At 66.8% G+C, this 18962-nt stretch carries 21 protein-coding genes and 1 pseudogene; 13 read left to right on the forward strand and 9 right to left on the reverse strand.

All coding sequences use genetic code 11. From position 1 onward, the window contains the following. Positions 1-151 precede the first annotated feature (151 nt). Complete coding sequence (locus tag AB0F51_RS20125; protein ID WP_360281958.1) at positions 152-520, reverse strand: hypothetical protein; 369 nt, start codon at positions 518-520, stop codon at positions 152-154. Between the two features lie 609 nt (positions 521-1129). Next, on the reverse strand, positions 1130-1582 hold the full coding sequence (locus tag AB0F51_RS20130) for a hypothetical protein (protein WP_360281960.1): 453 nt from the start codon (positions 1580-1582) through the stop codon (positions 1130-1132). Between the two features lie 75 nt (positions 1583-1657). Here AB0F51_RS20130 and AB0F51_RS20135 point away from each other — a divergent pair. Then, positions 1658-1873: pseudogene (locus AB0F51_RS20135) on the forward strand (inositol monophosphatase family protein); the annotation flags it as partial. 277 nt (positions 1874-2150) lie between these two features. Beyond that, entirely contained in the window at positions 2151-2846 is a 696-nt protein-coding gene (locus AB0F51_RS20140) for a cyclase family protein (RefSeq protein ID WP_360281962.1), read from the forward strand. 12 nt (positions 2847-2858) lie between these two features. Here the strand turns inward: AB0F51_RS20140 and AB0F51_RS20145 are convergent, their stop codons facing one another. After that, a complete protein-coding gene (locus AB0F51_RS20145; protein WP_360281964.1) occupies positions 2859-4238 on the reverse strand; it encodes a cytochrome b N-terminal domain-containing protein in 1380 nt (459 codons plus the stop codon). Positions 4239-4433: 195 nt separating this feature from the next. Between AB0F51_RS20145 and AB0F51_RS20150 the strand changes: the two genes are divergently transcribed. From AB0F51_RS20150 to AB0F51_RS20160, 3 genes are read left to right on the forward strand one after another with little or no spacing between them, the layout of a single operon-like run. Further along, entirely contained in the window at positions 4434-4757 is a 324-nt protein-coding gene (locus AB0F51_RS20150) for a hypothetical protein (RefSeq protein WP_360281966.1), read from the forward strand. Between the two features lie 30 nt (positions 4758-4787). Beyond that, positions 4788-5393 (forward strand): DinB family protein, encoded by a 606-nt coding sequence (locus AB0F51_RS20155; RefSeq protein WP_360281968.1) that lies wholly within the window; start codon positions 4788-4790, stop codon positions 5391-5393. A 20-nt stretch (positions 5394-5413) separates the two neighbouring features. Further along, positions 5414-6331: an alpha/beta hydrolase gene (locus AB0F51_RS20160; protein WP_360281970.1), complete on the forward strand. Its 918-nt coding sequence runs from the start codon at positions 5414-5416 to the stop codon at positions 6329-6331. Here the strand turns inward: AB0F51_RS20160 and AB0F51_RS20165 are convergent. Then, a complete protein-coding gene (locus tag AB0F51_RS20165) occupies positions 6305-6706 on the reverse strand; it encodes a helix-turn-helix domain-containing protein (protein WP_360281972.1) in 402 nt (133 codons plus the stop codon). The genes AB0F51_RS20160 and AB0F51_RS20165 overlap by 27 nt on opposite strands. 101 nt (positions 6707-6807) lie before the next feature. Between AB0F51_RS20165 and AB0F51_RS20170 the strand changes: the two genes are divergently transcribed. Beyond that, positions 6808-7431 carry an NAD(P)H-binding protein gene (locus AB0F51_RS20170; protein WP_360281974.1) on the forward strand — a complete coding sequence of 208 codons (624 nt, stop codon included), beginning with the start codon at positions 6808-6810 and terminating at the stop codon, positions 7429-7431. Between the two features lie 21 nt (positions 7432-7452). Beyond that, a complete protein-coding gene (locus tag AB0F51_RS20175) occupies positions 7453-7764 on the forward strand; it encodes a hypothetical protein (RefSeq protein ID WP_360281976.1) in 312 nt (103 codons plus the stop codon). Here AB0F51_RS20175 and AB0F51_RS20180 read toward each other — a convergent pair. After that, complete coding sequence (locus AB0F51_RS20180; protein ID WP_360281978.1) at positions 7761-8765, reverse strand: LacI family DNA-binding transcriptional regulator; 1005 nt, start codon at positions 8763-8765, stop codon at positions 7761-7763. The two genes, AB0F51_RS20175 and AB0F51_RS20180, sit on opposite strands and share 4 nt — an antisense overlap. Positions 8766-8939: 174 nt before the next feature. Between AB0F51_RS20180 and AB0F51_RS20185 the strand changes: the two genes are divergently transcribed. The 6 genes from AB0F51_RS20185 (at position 8940) to AB0F51_RS20210 (ending at position 14528) form a co-directional block, all read left to right on the forward strand. Then, positions 8940-10241 (forward strand): extracellular solute-binding protein, encoded by a 1302-nt coding sequence (locus AB0F51_RS20185; RefSeq protein WP_360281980.1) that lies wholly within the window; start codon positions 8940-8942, stop codon positions 10239-10241. Between the two features lie 26 nt (positions 10242-10267). After that, positions 10268-11398 (forward strand): Gfo/Idh/MocA family oxidoreductase, encoded by a 1131-nt coding sequence (locus AB0F51_RS20190; protein ID WP_360281982.1) that lies wholly within the window; start codon positions 10268-10270, stop codon positions 11396-11398. Further along, positions 11395-12309, forward strand: a complete 915-nt coding sequence (locus AB0F51_RS20195) for a PmoA family protein (RefSeq protein WP_360281984.1) — start codon at positions 11395-11397, stop codon at positions 12307-12309. The genes AB0F51_RS20190 and AB0F51_RS20195 overlap by 4 nt, the downstream gene beginning before the upstream one ends. A 91-nt stretch (positions 12310-12400) precedes the next feature. Beyond that, positions 12401-12532 carry a hypothetical protein gene (locus AB0F51_RS20200; protein WP_360281986.1) on the forward strand — a complete coding sequence of 44 codons (132 nt, stop codon included), beginning with the start codon at positions 12401-12403 and terminating at the stop codon, positions 12530-12532. After that, positions 12529-12972, forward strand: coding sequence for an SRPBCC domain-containing protein (locus AB0F51_RS20205; protein WP_360281987.1), 444 nt, complete (start codon positions 12529-12531; stop codon positions 12970-12972). Before AB0F51_RS20200 ends, AB0F51_RS20205 begins: the two co-directional genes overlap by 4 nt. A gap of 119 nt (positions 12973-13091) precedes the next feature. Next, positions 13092-14528: a GuaB1 family IMP dehydrogenase-related protein gene (locus AB0F51_RS20210; RefSeq protein ID WP_360281989.1), complete on the forward strand. Its 1437-nt coding sequence runs from the start codon at positions 13092-13094 to the stop codon at positions 14526-14528. Position 14529: 1 nt separating this feature from the next. On the opposite strand, the gene AB0F51_RS20215 is transcribed toward AB0F51_RS20210, so the two are convergent. The 4 genes from AB0F51_RS20215 to AB0F51_RS20230 all read right to left on the reverse strand — a co-directional run bounded on the left by AB0F51_RS20215 (position 14530) and on the right by AB0F51_RS20230 (position 18713). Next, positions 14530-15156, reverse strand: coding sequence for an SUMF1/EgtB/PvdO family nonheme iron enzyme (locus AB0F51_RS20215; protein WP_360281991.1), 627 nt, complete (start codon positions 15154-15156; stop codon positions 14530-14532). A gap of 44 nt (positions 15157-15200) precedes the next feature. Then, on the reverse strand, positions 15201-17264 hold the full coding sequence (locus tag AB0F51_RS20220; RefSeq protein WP_360281993.1) for a PQQ-dependent sugar dehydrogenase: 2064 nt from the start codon (positions 17262-17264) through the stop codon (positions 15201-15203). A gap of 144 nt (positions 17265-17408) precedes the next feature. Beyond that, complete coding sequence (locus AB0F51_RS20225) at positions 17409-18431, reverse strand: NADPH:quinone reductase (RefSeq protein ID WP_360281995.1); 1023 nt, start codon at positions 18429-18431, stop codon at positions 17409-17411. A gap of 48 nt (positions 18432-18479) precedes the next feature. After that, positions 18480-18713: a DUF6458 family protein gene (locus AB0F51_RS20230; RefSeq protein ID WP_360281997.1), complete on the reverse strand. Its 234-nt coding sequence runs from the start codon at positions 18711-18713 to the stop codon at positions 18480-18482. Positions 18714-18962: the final 249 nt, after the last annotated feature.

The raw sequence follows: 18962 nt of genomic DNA on the forward strand, positions 1-18962 counted from the left end.
CTAGGGAAGGAGCCTCTTTTCATGACCTGAGTGTCTAACTGAGTGACTACCGATTCTGAGGCGACAGTCCGTCCATCGCTTCGGCTCCCTCAGTGAACACCGTGCGACGGGACGCCAAGGTGACTTCCTGACCACACGCAAGCGAGCTGGTTCAAGGACCTGAGAGCCCGCTCGCCCGGAATACCCACTCGTGACCTGTGCATGGGATGGCATCGGCCTGCTTGGGGGTCACAAAACCTCCCCCGACGTACACCTCGTCGCCCAACCGGGCGGCTGTCTGCCCCATGGCATCAATCAAGGCAACCTCGCCGTCACGGATCGCGATGCTCCAGCCTGTCGGCCAAGCGACGTCGACGAGCTGGTAGCTGGTCTCAAAGCGCACCCTGTGCTGGCCGTCGACGACTGGGGTGCTGACTTCCATGCGAACTACCAAGCAGTGGGTCGAGGCGTCGACCTCTAGTGTTCCGATCAACTGAGCCTGCAGGTCGATGGCCGGAGTCGGGTAATCGACCACCAGCATGCTGTCGCGGGTCCCACCGGTCGCTCGGGTAGGGCGGGGTCATGTAGGCACGATAGGCGCCCCGCGACTCGGGAGGTACGGAATCTGTGGACCGATGGGTCTACGTTGAGATGCGAGCCAGTGTTAGGTGATCGGCTGCTGCGGAAGCCGACAGGTGAGTGTCTAACTGAGTGACAACAGCCTCGCTCTGGCGTGCACGCCCGTGGACTCCCATGGACATCCCCGGGCCCGTCACACGAGAGCTTGGGGACCACCCGTGAAAGGCGGGAAGAGGTCAGGGGTTCGAATCCCTAAGCTCCACCAAAGTGTCGAGGCCGGTCTCCCCCGGAGTCCGGCCTTCCCGTCTTGAAGACGTAGAGAAACTTGAAGACGTAGAGAAACTTGTCAGATGACTCCTGGACGTTCTTCTTCAAGAGCACGGATTGCACTAGGGAGATGCCAACGGCGGCGAGGCGCCTTCGGCAGGCGGCGAGGCGGGCGTGGGCACCCAGCGCGACGAGGAGCGCCCGGAGGGGTGGGTGGGAGCGGCCGGAGCTGGGAGCGACGTAGGAGCGAGCGGCGGAGGCCGCGTGGGGTACGACGGATAGCCTGAAAGGGTTCGGGTGCAGGTTAGTCGCCGGAGTGGCCCCAGAAGGTGAGCTCGGTGGGGTTGCCGTGGTCGTCGTACAGGGCGGCGCAGCGACCTACCCAGCGGGCTCGAGGGAGTTTGTCATCGAGCTCGGCGGTGTCAGTTCGGGTTGGTCGATCCGTGCCGATTGCTGCTCGAACCTCGTCGGCGGTGGCCGGGACGATCGTGCCCTGGTCGTACCAGTCCCGTGGCCGGTCAGGGTCGACCACTCGGAAGACATCGAGGATGGAGTGCGTCCCCGCCTCGCGAACGTACTCGTCGTCGAACAGGTCCTCCAGTCGCGCCGGTCGGGGTAGGTGGTTAGGCGAGAAATACTCGCTGTCCCCGTACCACCAGTACTTGCCGGCGGAGAACACCTGCTGCCGCAGGTCCTGCAGAGCTTGGTTGAGATCTTCTTGGTAAGGAACGAAGTATCTCCACTCTGACGCACCCATACACGACTCCCTGCTAATTCGACTGCGGCCTGGGCAACGGAGCTCGACACTACACGCGGACAAGGTGCGGCGACTGACCTCGCGTGGGTGGCTGAGGGCAAATTAGATGCCTCGGTGATGTTCAGTAACAAGCCGTGGGATACCAGTGCCGGCGTACTGATTGCTCGTGAGGCGGGAGTCGAGGTGCTTGATGTTGATGGGTCGCAGCACAACTTCAATTCAACCGGCACCGTGGCTGTGGCATCGCCTCTTGCGGCGGCTCTGATAGATCTCATTCGAGAAGCGCGGTAGATGAGGAGCTGGTGGTGGGATGACGACAGGGCGATCGGTGCCGACGCAGGACGAGGTGCTGGGGTACTTCGAGGTGCTTTCGAACTGGGGGCGGTGGGGTGGGGATGACGAGCTTGGGACGTTGAATTTTGTCAGTGATGAGGTGCGGTTGGCGGGGGCGCGGGCTGTGCGGCATGGGCGGAGTGTGTCGTGTGGGTGGGAGGTTGCCGTGCCGGGGGAGATGGAGCGGGCGACGACTGTGTGTCCGCGGGCTGTTGATATGCCGGGTGGGGAGAACATGCCGGCGCCGTTTCGTGCTGACCGGCGGTGGGGGTTTTCGCACGAGCGGCTCGGGATCATGTTTCACGGGAACACGATCACCCACCTCGATTCGCCCTGCCATGTTTTCTGGGACGGGAAGACGTACAACGGGCGGTCGCATTCGGTGGTTGATGCCACGACGGGATCAGCGTGGGCGGCTGTGACGGCGGCGGCTAATGGGATTGTCACGCGTGGGGTGCTGCTGGATATTGCGAAGGTTCGCGATGTGCCTTGGTTGGAGCCGGGGGAGGGGGTGTTTCCCGAGGATCTTAAGGAGGCCGAGCGTCGGCAGGGGGTCCGGGTGCAGTCGGGGGACGCGGTACTGCTGCGGACTGGTTATGGTCGCGCTCGGCATGAGGCGGGTGATGCCGGCGGGTTCACGCAGGCCGGCTGGCATGCGTCCTGTCTGCCGTGGCTGCATGAGCGGGAGGTCGCGCTGATTGGCGCTGACACGCCTCAGGACGTCCAGCCGTCGGGGTACGACGACATCTTGATGCCGGTCCACGCTGTCAGCCTTGTGGCGATGGGCCTGTGGATGCTCGACAACTGCGACCTTGAGTTGTGCGCGGCGACGGCTGATGAGCTTGGCCAGTGGGACTTTCAGCTTGCGGTCGCGCCGGTCCGGTTTGCCGGTACGTCGGGCAGCCCGGTCAACCCGATCGCGACCTTTTGATCGACGAGCCCATCACTCAGTGTCTTTGGCGGCCGCCGGGACTAGTTGCCGGCGACGGTATGCGTCCACTGGGCGGTGTTGTTCGACGTACCCGCCGTCGGGGAGGCGGAGTACCTGGCCGGTTTCGATGCCGTGTAGTGCGATCTCCGTGGCGCGCTCTTGCAGGCCGATGCAGATGCGGCGGGTCACGAACAGCGCGATCGGTGGACCGACGATCAGGACGACCTGGAAGACGTGGAGGAGCGCGTTGACCGAGAGGTTGAAGAGGATGGCCATGGTGTCGGCGCCGGCGGCGGCCCAGAGGGTGCCGTAGAAGGTGATGCCGGCTACTCCGATGCCGGTTCGGGTCGGGTTCTTGCGCGGGCGCTCGAGCAGGTGGTGGTCGCGCCGGTCGCGGGTCACCCGCTCCTCGAGGAACGGGTAGACGGCAACCAACCCGAGGAACAGCGTGCAGGCAGCGACCGGCAGCAGGATTGCGAGGCTGAACGTCCTGCCCCACAAGACGAACTCCCAGCCAGGCGCCAGGCGGAGCGCACCGTCGAGGAAGGCGAGGTACCACGCCGGGCCGACACCCGCCGAGGCGTTCGCCGGATCCGCGGGGCCGTACAGCCATACCGGGTTGATGGTTGCCGTCGCGGCCATGAGGATCGAGACCCCCGCGACGAAGCAGAACAGACCGACACTCTTGACCGCGGCAACAGTCGCCGACCGGCCAACCACGTTGCTTTCCGTGCGCCCGGGACCGGCGTACTGCGCGGGCTTTTGCCTGAGCGCCAGGACGGCGCCGACAGCGAAAAGGATGACCAGAACAAGAGGCAGGACGATGACGTGCAACGGGTAGAACCATGCGATCACGTTGCCGGGGAACTCCCCGCCGAAGAGTAGGGCCGAGATTTCCGGGCCGACGAGTGGGGTGGCCTGGAGGACACCGTCGAGTACGGCGAGGCTCGTACCGGATGCCATGTCGTCCGGAAGTGAGGTGCCGGTGAGAGCCGCGCCGAGCATGACGACGAGCAGTCCGAAGACGACGAGCCAGTTCAGGCGGCGCGGCCGACGGAATCCGGCGGTGAAGAACAGCCGCAACAAGTGCAGTGTGATCGCTGCCATCATGATCAGCGTGGACCAGTGGTGGAGCTGCCGCATCAGCAGGCCGCCGCGGACCTCGAACGAGATCGCCATCGTCGAATCGAGTGCCCGCGACATCTCCACCCCGCGCAGCGGTGTGTACGGTCCGTCGTACACGACGGCGTCGACCGACGGTTCGTAGTACGCGGTCAGTACTACGCCGCTGAGCACGATCATGATGAAGCTGTAGAAGGCGATCTGGCCGAACAGCAGGGACCAATGGTCGGGGAAGACCCTTGCTCGCAGGTTGCTCCATGGACGGTGCATGACGGCCCCTCCTCGGTCAGCTTCACGCGGCCGCACTTCGCGGTCATCCATACGACCCCGCAGCCGTCGCGCTTGTGACGTCTCGTGTCGCACATCACGCTCGCGCCGGGGCCTGGCCGGACGCCGTGCTGAAAGCCGGAATCGGCTAAGCTCCCGGCTCCGCCGACTGCAGCACGAACCAGCGTGGAGGTCCCGATGGATGACAACTGGCTGTTCCTGATACCGATCGCCGCTGTGGTGCTGTTCGTGTTCGGTGCGATTGGTGTGGTGAGGCTGCAGAAGAAGGTCTTGCGGGCGCAGGGGCAGATGGGCTCTGGGCCGGTACTACGTGCCGCGGTGTCGACCGGTTTCGAGCAGTCACCAGATGAGAGCCGCGAGGAGTTCGTGAGAAGGCACTGGCAACGGCCCGGCGTGGTTGCCGACGGGGTGACGCTGGTCGACCTGTACGACCGAATCCGAGCACTCGAGGAACGCGTCGAGCGAGCCGAGCGGAATCCCGCAGTACCGCCGACTGACTGACGACCGGGAGTTCGTGGCAGGCTGCGTCGGGTGATTGATGACTTCGCCAAGGAGTACCTGCACGATTCGCTGAGATGGGTTCGGGAGGGGCTGCTCTCGAAACTCGACGGGCTGTCGGAGTACGACGTCCGGCGGCCGCTGACCGCCACGGGGACGAACCTTCTCGGGCTGGTCAAGCACTTGTCGGTGACGGAGGCGCGGTATTTCAGTGAGGTTTTCGACCGGCCGTCGCCGTGGCCGCTACCTCGCTGGGACAGCGACGAAGCGTGGAGCGGGGCAGATATGTGGGCCGCGGAGTCCGAGACTCGGGTGGAGATCTTGGAGCGTTACGAGCTTGCGGGGCAGTTCACCGACGCGACGGTTGAGGCGCTCTCGATCGACGCGGCCGGCCATGTGCCGTGGTGGCCGCGGCCGAACGTGAAGTTGTTCAACGTCATGGTTCATCTGGTCGCTGAGACCAACAGGCACGCTGGGCACGCCGACATCCTGCGGGAGCAGCTCGATGGGGTTGTGGGGACCGGTACGGACGGCCAGGTGCTGCACGGGGAAGATGCGGGGTACTGGGCGGATCGGCGCACGGCGATCGAGCAAGCCGCTCAGGTTGCTGCAGAGGCTCGGCGTGGCTTGGTGGACTGATGGTCATGTAGACCTAGTGGATGGTTCTTCCTGTCGAGGTTGTGGCGCCGGTGATGGTCGAGGTTCGGGCTGGGCACCGGCTGGCGGTTCGGCGGCGTGGGGAAGGGGGCGTGCCGCTGCTGTTGCTTCATGGGTTTCCGTGCACGAGCCGCATCTGGTCGCACAACCTCGGTCCGCTGGCCGATCAGGGCTTCGACGTTGTCGCGCCGGATCTTCGTGGGTACGGCGATTCCGACTTCGCCCCGGATGACTTCTACGACCTCAATGCGTTCAACTCCGACCTGATCGGTCTGTTCGACCAGCTCGGGTGGCAGCGGGCGGTAGTCGCCGGGCACGACCTGGGCGCGATGATTTCTGTGGACCTGGCCAATCGCCACCCTGATCGGGTCGATCGACTGGTGATTCTGGACGACTCGATGCCTGATCTGTTGGAGGCTTTCGCAGCGGCCGGGATTCCGCCGACCCGGCCTAAGCCGGCGGTCTACGACTATCAGCGACTCCAGGGGCACCACGCCGATGCTCTGGTTGCCGAGCTGAGTACGCCGGAACAACGGAGGCGCTATGTCGGTGAGTTCTACGGGCATCGCATGTGGTGTCCGCCCGATGCCTTCGACGAGGCGGACCTTGCGTTCCTGACGGAGCCCTACGGCGACGCGGCCCGGTTGCGCGCCTCCTTTGCCGACTACGAGGTGGTCATGGGCACCCGGCCGTTGTCTGCTCCGGAGATGCTCGATCGGCCGGTCCAGCAGCGGGCGCTCGTACTGATCGGCGCCGACCAGGTGACCTTGGGGGATCACGTGGAGGAGCGGTGCGCGCTCGCATTTCCTGAAGCTGTCGGGCCGTTCTGGGTCAAAGGCGCCGGGCACTTCATGCCCTGGGAGCGGCCGGAGCTCGTCAACCGAGCCATCCGCTCATTCTGCGGCGACTTGCTGAGCTGACCCCATGCGACTGATCTCAGGGTGTCGTTCTTGAGCGTCCAGTAGCTCGTCCCAGTGGGTGGCGGCCCAGTCGCAGGCGGCGTTCAGCGGGTCTAGGAGGGTTCGGCCTAGCGGCGTGAGGGCGTACTCGACTACTCGCTGATCGTGTGTTGTCCGTACTACGAAGCCGTCTCGCTCGAGAGTGCGAAGGGTGTGGGTGAGCACCTTCGGGGTGACGCGGTGGAGGGGGACCCGGAGTTCGGAGAAGCGGCGAGGGCCGGTTTCGAGGCAGCGCAGTACGAGGGCTGCCCACTTGTCGCCGAAGCGGAACGGCAGCAGCGTGGACGGGCACAGTTCGTCGAACATGTCGGGAGGCAGCGGCTGCCGGTGCGTCATGGTGTCTCCTCGTCGCCCTGGGCGGGTCTTGGTATCCCGGTGGATACCGCCCTCGCGGATACCTTTCCGGCAACACCGGACGAGAGAAAGGCATTCCAGCGATGGGCAAGTACGTGATTTTCGGAGCCGGCGGCCGGGCCGGGCGGCAGGCGGTTGCGGAAGCGCGCCGACGTGGTCATGAGGTGACCGCGGTGGTGCGGGATCCGTCTCGCTACAGCGGTGCGACCGACGGAGTACAGGTTGTTGCGGGGGATGTCACCGATGCGGCAGACGTTGCGGCTTTGGCGGCCGGCCACGATGTTGCGATCAATGCGGCGGCGGTGATCACGCCGGACACGTTCTTCACCAGCGCGGCGCACGCACTCGTCAAAGGCCTGCAGCAGGCCGGGGTGAACCGGCTCGTCGCGGTCGGCCTCGCTTCGCTGCTGCCTGGCGCCGACGGGATCCGGCTGCTCGACGCGCCTGACTTCCCGGCCGAGTTCCGGCCGTTCTGTCTTGGGCATGCGGCAGGGTTGGAGGTACTGCGAACTGACGGCGGCGCGCTGGACTGGGTCTACATCAGCCCGGCCGGCGACTTCGACCACGACGGCGAGCGAACCGGCCGCTACGAGATCCGCGACCACGGCGACATGACGCTCCGCATCTCCTACTCCGACTTCGCCATCGCCCTCCTCGACGAATCCGAAACCCCCCAACACCACCACAACCACCTCGCGGTGACCTGACGGACTCCACCGGCGGATGCGGTGGTCGTGGCGCCGTTGACCTTCAACACCCTCAATGCGTGGGCACACGGGCTCGCCGGCACCTATCCGATCACCACGTTGTGTGCAGCCCTCGGAGCCCGTACGCCGTCTGTCGCCGTCCCATTCGCCAACCACGACCTCGCTGGCCATCCGGCCTGGCCCGGTTCACTTGCCGTACTGCGCGGCGCGGGGGTGAAGGTCGTCGATCCTCAGGACGGTTCGACCTCGACGCTCGAACCCGTTGCCTCGGGCACCGGTTATCGGGTGTCCGAGGCATTCGAGTGGGAGTGGGTGTTGCGGCAGTTCGTTTAAGGCTGGTATGGGGGTGGGGCTACTGATTCTCGGTGGACTACCTGGTTGAGGTTGTGGGTGGTGGTGGGTGGGGCGGGTTCGCCGCGGACGGCGGCGATCAGGTGGAGGATGGCGTCGCGGCCTTGGGCTTCGCGGTCGACGATGACGGTGGACAGCGACGGGGTGGCGAAGCGGGCGATCTCGTCGTCGTCCCAGCCGAAGACGCTGAGGTCGTCGGGCACGCGCCAGCCGCGCGAGAACGCGCCCCGGATGGCGCCCATCGCCAGGACGTCGTTGGCCGCGATCACCGCGGTCACGCCGCAATCGTCGGGCAGACCGACCACGGCGTCGTACCCGGACTGCGCGGACCAGTCCGTGTCGACCACGCCGTACGAGCGCAGCCCGAGTCGCGCGATCGCTTCCAGATAGACGATCTTGCGATTGCGGGCTGACGCGAACGTCTGCGGACCGGCCAGATGGAAGAAGGTCCGGTGACCCAGACCGGCCAGGTGCTCGATGATCTCGCTCACGGCCGACCCGTCGGCCAGTTCGCCGAGGCTGTGCATCTCCTCGTCGTAGGTGCCGCTGACCAGCACGGGCACGCGTCCACCAGCCGGTACGTCGGCCGGCGCCAGTGACAGGATGCCGTCCACCTGACCGGAGTCGGCCAGGTCGGCGATCCGTTGCGCCCGTTGCTCGGCACCGCCTTCCGCGCTGACGATGTCGAGCTGGTACCCGCGCTCGTGCGCGGTGGCCGACGCGGCCAGCACGAGCCGGTGCGGGAAGTACTGCGTCGAGGACAGGATGACGGCCAGCCGGTTGGTCCGCCGGGTTCGCATCGACCGGGCCATCAGGTTCGGCCGGTAGTCGAGCGCCTTGACCGCGGAGTCGATCTGCAGCCGGGTGGCCGGCTTCATCCCGCCGTCCTGCCGCAGATAGCGCGAGACGGTCTGGTGGGAGACGCCGGCCAGCCGCGCCACCTGGTGGATGGTCGCGCGCCGCGGCGCGTCCGCCTGGCTCACAGCCGCCTCCTCGAGAAAACAAGATCGTTCACCATCGGCACCTCAAAACTACCCGTTCACCCGCCATTGACACGAAAGTGATCGATCACTAATTTGACATGGCACCAGCGCTGGAAAGCGCATACCACTCTGCCCGGCCCAGCAGCCCAGCAGGTGCCACGAAAGGAAGCAGCAATGAACCGACCACGCTCGATCGGGCACCTGGCGGCAGTGGGCGCGGCGGCCCTCGCCCTCGTTCTGCCGCTGGCCGCCTGCGGCGCGAACGACTCCGGGGACAGCGCCGGCGGCCCGGTCACGCTGCGCTTCACCTGGTGGGGATCGGATGCCCGGCACGCGCTCACCCAGAAGGTGATCGACGCCTTCGAGGCGGAGAACCCGAACATCAAGATCAAGGGCGAGTTCGGCGAGTGGGGCGGCTACTGGGACAAGCTGGCCACCCAGACCGCGGCCAACGACTCACCCGACATCATCCAGATGGACGAGAAGTACATCGCGGAGTACGGCGGACGTGGCGCGCTGCTCGATCTCGGCAAGCAGGAGGTCAACACCGCCGACTTCGACCAGAAGCTGCTCGACACCGGCAAGGTCGAGGACAAGCTCGTCGGCCTGCCGGTCGGAGCTGCCGTCTTCGCCTTCGCCGCGAACCCGGTGCTGTTCAAGAAGTACGGCGAACCGCTGCCGAACGACGCGACCTGGAGCTGGGAAGAGTTCGCCGCGCTGGCCAAACGCCTTGCGGACAAGGGCCGCAAGGACGGTGTCAGCGGCACGATGCTGGCCACGGGTGATACCGAGGCGCATCTGTGGGCGCGGCAGCACGGCGACCAGTTGTTCAACGACAAGGGCGAGATCGTCATCAAGCCGGAGACCCTCGCGTCCTGGTGGCACCTCACCGCCGAGCTGACCAAGAACGGCGCGAGTCCGTCGGCGGCGGCTCAGCAGGAGTTCGCGACGGTCGGTCTCGAAGAGACCCCGCTGGCCACCAACAAGCTCGCCATCGGGTCGATGTTCAACACCCAGCTGACGGCGTTGGAGAAGGCCAGCAAGAGCGGCCTCAAGCTGTTGCGGGTGCCCGGGCAGAAGCAGAGCAACTACGCGGGTTCCTACCTGAAGCCGTCGATGTACTGGTCGGTGTCGTCGCGGACCAAGCACCCGAAGGAAGCCGCCAAGTTCCTGGACTACCTGGCGAACTCGCCGAAGGCCGCCGACCTGCTGCTGACCGAGCGCGGCGTCCCGGCGAACAACAAGTTGCGCACGGCAATCACCGGCAAGCTGACCAGTACCGACAAGCAGGCGGTGGAGTTCCTCGACCTGGTCGCGAAGACCGCGGCCCCGCCACCACCCGTCACTCCGGTCGGCGGCAGCGCGATCTCCAAGATCCTGCCCCGGCAAGCCAGTGAGGTGCTGTTCGGTCGCGCGACGCCTGAACAAGCGGCCGAGGCCGCGATCAAGGAAATGAAGACCTCCGTCACCAAGTAGCCGACACTTCTGAGAAGAGAGCGTGCATGCACTCCACAGCAAACGCCGGCGCGTCCGCGGCGGTCACCCCGGCTCCGGTGTACGGCGTCGCGATCGTCGGCACCGGCGGGATCGCGAACGCCCACGCCGAGGCGCTGTCGGCCTTTCCGGACCAGGTTCGCTTGGTCGCGGGGGTCGACCTCGACGCCGATCGGGCCAAGGAGTTCGCCGAGCGGTGGGCGGTGGGCCGGACCGCTTCGTCGCTGCAGGACGCGCTGGCGGGCGGCGACGTCGACACCGTCGTCATCTGTACGCCGCCGGCCAGCCACGGGCCACTCGCGATCGAGGCGCTCGAGGCCGGCGTGAACGTGGTGATCGAGAAGCCGCCGACGCTGTCGCTGAAGCAGATGCGTGAGCTCGCTGAGGCGGAAGAGCGCTCGACGGGCACGGTCAGCTGCATCTTCCAGCACAGGTTCGGTCCGGGGGCCGAGCAGTTGCGGCGGCTGCACGGTGACGGGTCGCTCGGGCGGCCGCTGGTGGGGGTCTGCAACACGTTGTGGTTCCGCGACCAGCCGTACTTCGACGTACCGTGGCGCGGCAAGTGGGACGTCGAGGGTGGTGGGCCGACGATGGGTCACGGCATTCACCAGTTCGACCTGCTGCTCGACCTGTGGGGGCGGTGGACCGACGTCACCGCGTACGCCGGCAAGCTGGCGCGACGGACTGCCACCGAAGACGTCTCGTGCGCGATCGTGCGGTTCGAGTCCGGCGCGGTCGCGACCATCACCAACTCACTGGTGTCACCGCGGGAGTCCTCCTATCTCCGGCTCGACTACGAGCGGGCGACCGTCGAGCTCGAACACCTCTACGGGTACACAGGCGACGACTGGCGCTTCACGCCGGCGCCGGGCGCGGACGATCTGGAGTGGTCGTCGGTCGAGGGCGAGCGCAGCAGCCACCGGTCGCAGTACGAGGCCTGGGTGCGAGCGCGCACCGAAGGTACGCCGCCGCCTGTCGGGCTGGCGGACGCGCTGGTGACGATGGAACTGGTTGCCGCGATCTATCAATCCGCGATCACCAAGCAGTCGGTCAGTCGCGAGGAAATCCAGCAGGGCGGGGCGTTCGAGGAGCGCATGGACGGCTTCGCCGAACCGTGGAACGAGGAGACCGGCGCATGAGCGACCTGACCTACCGCGACGACGAGACCGCCAGCGTGTCGGTGGCCGTTGCCGATACCGAGCTGTTCACGTACGTCTACCAGTCGGCCGCGGCGCAGTACGAGTCGCCGCGGCCGTACGTTCATCCGCTGCGGACTCTCGGCGGCCGGGTCGTCAGCATCTATCGGCCACACGACCATCTGTGGCACGTCGGGCTCGCCTGGTCGTTGCCACACTTCGGCGCCGACAACTTCTGGGGCGGGCCGAGCTTCCGGGCCGATCGTGGCTACGTGTCGCTCGACAACAACGGCGCGACGCGACACCGGCGTACCGGGGTGGTCGAGGTCACCGATGACGTCTTCACCTTCGTTCACGACCTCGACTGGTACCGCTTCGACGGGACTCACGTCGTCACCGAGACCCGGCGCCTGACCGCGCGGGTCGAGGCCGAGCGCGACGCCTGGGTGCTGACCTTCGAGACGTCGATGGAGAACGTCAGTGGCGCGGACATCATGATCGGCTCGCCCACCACGGAGGGGCGGCCGGACGCGGGGTACGGCGGTCTGTTCTGGCGCGGCCCGCGGTCGTTCACCGGTGGCACCGTGCTCGGCCCGGACGGCGCGACCGGCGAGGCGTTGCGCGGACGCCACGCATCGTGGATGGCGTTCACCGGTCAGCACGACGAGGTCGAAGGCGCCTCCTCGATCGTCATGGTCGACGCCCCGACCAACGCGCAGCACCCGCCGCAGTGGTTCGCCCGCTCCGAACCCTTCGGCTGCCTCGGCCCGGCCCCGTTCTTCAGCGCCGAGGTCCGCTTCGCCGACGGCACCCGGATGACCAACCGGTACGCCGTAGTCATCGCGGACGGCGAGGTCGACCTCAACCGTGCGACCAGCTTGGCAGCCCTCGGCACCGCCACGCTCAACTCCTGACACTCCTCACACAACAAGCAACCAATGGTTGCGTAATCCTGTCCCGGTCCGTTACAGTCATGTGCAACGAAAGGTTGCATGTGGAGGCGTGATGGGTGATCCGAGGGATCCCGCCGGGGAGGCGGCCTGGGAGGGCCGGCTGCGGCGGATCAAGCGGATCGCCGAGACGATCCGGCGCGCCCGGCAACGGAAGAACCAGGACAGGAAAGAAGAATCGCCATGAATGACATCCTGCACAGAGTCGGCGCCAAGGGATCGGTCGCGCAGGTCTACCAGGCCTTGACCACGGTCGAAGGGCTGGCGGCCTGGTGGACCACCGACACGGTTGGCAAGGGCAACGACATCGGCGGCGTCCTGGAGTTCAGGTTCCCGCCGGGCGGTTTCGACATGTCGGTGGTCGAGCTCGAGCCGGACCAGCGGGTGCTCTGGGAGGTCGTCAGCGGGCCCGACGAATGGATCGGCACACACGTCCGGTGGGAGCTGTCCCAGGTCGACGAGTGGGCCATCGTGAACTTCAGCCACGAAGGCTGGAAGGAGCCGGTCGAGTTCATGCACCACTGCAGCACCAAGTGGGCGACCTTCCTGCTGAGCCTCAAGGCCCTGATCGAGACCGGCAAGGGCCAGCCGTCCCCGGACGACGTTTCCATCAGCAACTGGCATTGAGCGCCACGAGGCAGCTGGCAGCGGGCTCCGCGAGGCCCTCGCGGCGGCTGCAGCGCGGCGGTTCTGCACTGGTGACGTAGGCTCCGAACATCTGGAGTCTGGCTGGTGAGGTGAGTGCTGTGCGGTTCGTCCGGGGGCAGCTGCCCGAGCAGGATCTGACCTTCAACGACGTGTTCCTGGTGCCGAACAGGTCCGCGGTCCAGTCGCGGCTGGACGTGGACCTCACCACCCGGGACGGGAGCGGTGCCTCGATCCCGATCGTCGCCGCGAACATGACCGCCGTCTCCGGGCGGCGGATGGCCGAGACGATCGCGCGCTGCGGTGGGCTGGCGGTGATCCCGCAGGACATCCCGGTCGAGGTGGTGACCGAGGTGGTCGCGTGGATCAAGCAGCGGCACACCATCTATGACACGCCGCTCGTGATGGCGCCCAGCGGCACCGTCGGGGAAGCCCTCAACCTGCTCCCCAAGCGCGGGCACGGCGCGGTGATCGTGGTCGAGAACGGTCGTGCGGTCGGCGTGGTGACCGATGCCGACTGTGAGGGCGTCGACCGTTACACCCAGCTGCGCGGCATCATGTCGCGCGAGCCGCTGACCCTGCCGGCCGGGATCGCGGCGGAGGAAGCCTTCAACCAGTTGCACGACGGTCACCACCGACTCGCTCCGGTGGTCGATGCCGAGGACCGGATCGTCGGCATCCTCACCCGCAACCGCGCACTGCGCGCCACGCTTTACGACCCGGCTCTCGATGCCCAAGGCAAGTTGCGGGTCGCGGCCGCGATCGGCATCAACGGCGATGCGGAGCAGAAGGCGAAGGCCCTGCTCGATGCCGGCATCGACCTGCTGGTGATCGACACGGCGCACGGGCACCAGGAGCGCATGCTCGAAGTACTGCGAACCGTCCGTGCCCTCGAGCCCGCAGTACCGGTTGTCGCGGGCAACGTCGTCACCGCGGCTGGTGTCGAGGATCTGGTCGAGGCTGGTGCCGACATCATCAAGGTCGGAGTCGGTCCGGGCGCGATGTGCACGACCCGGATGCAGACGGCTGTCGGCCGGCCGCAGTTCTCCGCAGTACTGGAGTGTGCGACCAGGGCCCGTGAGCTCGGCAAGCATGTGTGGGCGGACGGCGGCGTACGGCATCCGCGGGATGTCGCGCTCGCGCTGGCCGCGGGAGCATCCAGCGTGATGATCGGCTCGTGGTTCGCCGGCACCTACGAGTCCCCGGGTGACCCGCATCGCGACAGCGACGGCCGGATCTACAAGGAGAGTTTCGGGATGGCGTCGGCCCGCGCGGTGCGGCTCCGTACGGCGGACGACACCCCCTTCCAGCGCGCCCGCAAGAGCTTCTTCGGCGAAGGCATCTCGACCGCGCGGATGTACCTCGACCCCGAACGCCCCAGTGTGGAAGACGTTCTGGACTCGATCGTCTCCGGTATCCGCAGCTCCTGCACGTACGTCGGCGCGACCGACCTGGAGGAGTTCCACGAGCGGGCGGTCGTCGGCATCCAGAGCGCCGCCGGCTACTCCGAGGGCAAACCTCTCAACACCAGTTGGTGAGTCAGCGGACGGTCTGGGCGAGGCGGAAGCCCAGATCGTCGATCGCGAACGTGGGGTGGCTCTTGCGACGGCTGGAGGCCCGGCAAGCGTTCGGCGGATCGTAGGCGCCACCGCCACGGAACACCCGATAGGGGCCGTAAGCAACTGAGTGGAGATCCCAGGTCCACTCCCACACGTTGCCGAGCAGATCGTGGAAACCCCAGCGGTTCGGGGCCTTCCCGCCGACCTCGTGCACCCGGCCGTCCGAGTTGTCGCGATACCAGGCGATCTCGTCCAACTCGCCGTACCGGGCCTCGCGGCTGCCCGCACGGCACGCATACTCCCACTCGGCCTCCGACGGCAGCCGATATCCGTCCACCGTCCAGTCGCAGGTGACGCGCTCCGCATCCCGGTCCCCGTCGACCAGCCCGTACGCCGGTACGAGCCCCTCCGCTCGCGACAACGCGTTGCAATACCGGATCGCGTCGAGCCACGAGACATCAGTAGCCGGCAAGGCGCCCCCTGAACCGGAGTACTGCTCCCGCGTCACCGCACAAGCCGCCAACCGAAACGGCCGCACCTCGGCAACCCAAGAGGCGCCTGTCCCCTCGTCGCGCAACGCAACCTTGCCACCCGGAAGATCGATCATCAGATCCCGGACGCTATCAGCGCCCTTGATCTCAACCGAAGTTTTTAGGGGAACTTCAGGCGCACGATGTCGTTGTCGAGGACGGTGGGGGTGCCGCCGTTCTTGTCGTTGTTGGTGGAGGTGAGCCAGAGGGCACCGTCGGGGGTCTTGGTGATGCTGCGGAGGCGGCCCCAGCGGCCGGAGAAGACGGCTTGCGGGGTGCCTACGCCGGTGCCGGTGGAGTTGATCTGGGTGACCCAGAGCTGGCTGCCGGTGACGCCGGCGATGTAGATCCAGTCGTTGACGATCTCGACGCCGCTCGGGCCTGCCTGCGCCGTCGACCAGGTGCGCTTCGGGGCGATGTAGCCGCCGCAGTCGCCGATGGTGCCTTCGCAGGCGGGCCAGCCGTAGTTGCCGCCCTTCTGCACCAGGTTGAGTTCGTCCTGGCTGTTGTCACCGAACTCACTGGCCCACAGCTGTCCACGCGAGTCCCACGCCAGGCCCTGCGGGTTGCGGAATCCCAGCCCCCACACATACCGCGCATTGCCGCCGGTGCTGAAGAACGGGTTGTCGCTGGGCGGCGTACCGTCCGGATTGATCCGCAGGATCTTGCCGTTCAGCGAGTTCCGGTTCTGCGAGTTGCTACTGTTCTTGGCGTCGCCGACGGTCGCGTAGAGCTTGCCGTCCGGACCGAACCGCAGCCGCCCGCCGTTGTGGTACCGGTTCTTCGCCAGCCCGGTCAGCACCGGCTCCGCCGTCGTGCCGAGGGCGCCGTTCTCGTACTTCATCCGCACGATCCGGTTGTCGTTCGCGGCCGTTTGGTAGAAGTACACCCAGCGGTCGGTGCTGAAGTTCGGCGACAGCGCCAAGCCCAGCAGGCCGCCCTCACCAGTCGTGGTGACAGTGCCAGGGACCTTGCCCAGCGTGGTCTTCTGCCCGGTCGCCGTCACCAGCAGTACTTCGAACCGGTCCCGCTCGGTGACCAGCGCCGACCCCGAGCTGTCCGGCAGGAACGCGACGCTCCAGCCCAGGTCGACCTTCGCGATGTCCCGGTCGTACGCCGGAATGCCCCCGGCGCCGGTTCCGGCCGTCCGCACCGTCACCGCGTTGCTGGCCGCCGACGCGTTGCCGTCGGGATCGCGCGCCTTGACGGTGAACGTGTACTGCGTACTCGGCGCGAGGTTCGTGATCGTCGCGGTCAGGGAGTTCGTCGTCGACACCTTGGTCGCGCCCTGGTAGACGTCGTACCCGGCGATGCTGCCGCTGTTGTCGGTCGATGCGTTCCAGGCAAGCGAGACGCTGTTCGAACTGGTCGCCGTACTACGCAGGTTGCCCGGCGGCGTCGGTGGTTGGGTGTCACCACTCGGCGGGGTGGTGAAGGCGACCACGTTGCTCTGTTGCGAAGCGTTGCCCGCGGCATCGAAGGCACCGACCGACACGTCGTACGCCGTATTGGCGGTCAGCGTGTCGACCGTGGCGGACAAGGTGCTCCCGTCAACGACCTTCAGCACGTTGCCACCGCGGTTGATCTCGTACCGGACCACACCGACGTTGTCGGTGGCAGCCGTCCAGGTGAAGGTCGCGGCGTTCGACTTGATGTTGCTCACGGCAAGGTTCCCTGGAGCGGACGGCGGCTGGGTGTCGTCGCTGGTCGGATTGACGGTCAGTACGTCGGCGTTCGGGCCGCCGTCGGCGGTCGCGGCGCGGGCGCGGATCTTGTTCGTCCCCGCGGCGAGTGTCAGCCGGACCGTTTTGGTCGCCCAGGTGCTCCAGGCGCCGGTGCCGGGGAAGGTGATGCCGACCGCGCCGGCGACACCGTTCACGGTGAAGTCCAGTGGCCGGGCGGCCGTCGTTCCGTTGGCGTAGCGAAGAGTCACGTCGGCCGGTCCGGCGGGTGCCGTCACCGTCCATTCGACAGAGCTGCCGACGACGTTGTCGTAGTTGACGAAACCGCGACCGGTGAAGCCCGCATGGTTCGACTCGACCGCACCTTGCGAGATGGTCGCGTCCTCGGCCTGGTAGTCGGTGGGTGCCGCGGTGGCGGACGGGGTCAGGGGTGCGAGGGTCAGCGTGACGGCGACGGCCGTCAGAGCGCTCAGCAGCGCACGCCGAAGGGATCGACGAGTCATCGAGGTCTCCTGATGTTCCGGGGCGGAAGGAGCTGCAGGGGAGCCAATCGGATAATTAGGAAAGTTTCCTATCCTTACTGTCCGATCGGATCACACCACCCTGCGTCGAAGACTGTCAACCCCTTCGGGATGCGCTTACCGGGGTCAGAGCTTCGCGACGTCGATCAGGACCTTGCCGGTGGCGCCGGCCTCGACAGCCTGGTGGGCGTCGGAGGTCTCGGTGAGAGGGAAGTGGTGCAGCGGCAGACCCGCCTCTTCGCCGACCGGGACAGCGCCGTCGGCGATGGCTGCGTTGAGGTCCTCGGCCGCGGCGGTGATGAATTCCCAGCCCACGCTGTAGAGCAGCACGAACTGGTAGCGCGAGTTCAGGCCCATGTTGGAGCGGATGTCGATCGCGAACGGCTTGTCGCCGTCGTTGGCGTAGATCGCGATGGTGCCGCGCGGACGTAGTACCGCGAGATCGAGTTCGTTGTTGGCGCCCGCGGCGACCTCGACGATCACGTCCACACCGTCAGGCGCGAACTTGCGGATCTGAGCCGCAGCGTCGTCATCGCGGTAGTTCACGACGTGATGAGCGCCCGCGGCCACGGCGTACTCCGTCTTCGTGGGGCTGGTCGTTGCGATGACGGTCGCACCCGCCCAGCGGGCCAGCTGGATTGCTGCGTGACCCACTGCGCCGGCACCACCCGCAACGAGAATCACCTTGCCCTCAAGGGCTCCGGGCGACAGCCGCGTCGGTCCACCCTCGGCGACCGTCAATGCGCGGTGTGCAGTAATTCCGGGAATGCCGATACTCGCGCCGAGCTCGAACGAAGCGTCGTCCGCAAGCGGAAACACGCGCTCGGCCGGGACGACCGTGTACTCCTGCGCGGTCCCACTCAAAGGCCGCTGGTACGCCGCCAGCGAGACCCAGACCCGATCGCCGACCGCGATTCCCTCGACTCCCGTGCCGACAGCGTCGACAACGCCCGAGCCGTCCTGGTTCGGGACGGACTCGACCGCCTCGCCGCCGTACAGGCCGGTGCGGGACTTCCAGTCGGTCGGGTTGACGCCTGAAACGGCCACACGGATCCGTACTTCGCCTTGCCCCGGCTGGGGGATCTCGCGATCGGCAAGGCGGAGTACGGAGTCGGCGGGGCCGAGCTGGTCGTGCACGATTGACTTCATACTGCGTATAGCCGCGGCCCCGGCCGCCTTATTCCACTCGCTCCGAAGTCAGATCCGCGGGTCGCGGTAGGTGGGGTCGTCCTCGACGACGGTGGTGCGGGAAGCGCGGGTTTCGCGGGTGCGCTGGCCGTTGAGGAGGAGCACCAGGACAAGTCCGAGTGCGCCGGCTCCCATCAGGATGTAGCCGACCATGGTCAGGTCGACGCCGCTGATCCGGTCCGAGACGGCGAAAGCCAACACACCGCCGAGGGCCAGCAGAAAGATTCCTGCGCCGATACCCATCAGACACCTCCAGTTTCGTACGCCGTACTGCCCGGACGGCGAGCGGCGCCTCCTTCGCGTACCCGACGGCTCCCGCGAGCAAACGGTCGCCGGTTAGCTGGTGGCCTCCGCTTGCGCTTCTGTAGCCCGGTACTGCGCGGTGTGTGTCCGGCCGCAGTCGCAGGTAGAGGAGTGGGATCGAAGACAGGATCAGCCCGGACGCCGTCAGCGCAGTACGGAGGTTGCGGTTGAGCCAGGCGGAAGGCGAGC

Source organism: Kribbella sp. NPDC023855 (assembly GCF_040639475.1).
GTDB lineage: Bacteria > Actinomycetota > Actinomycetes > Propionibacteriales > Kribbellaceae > Kribbella.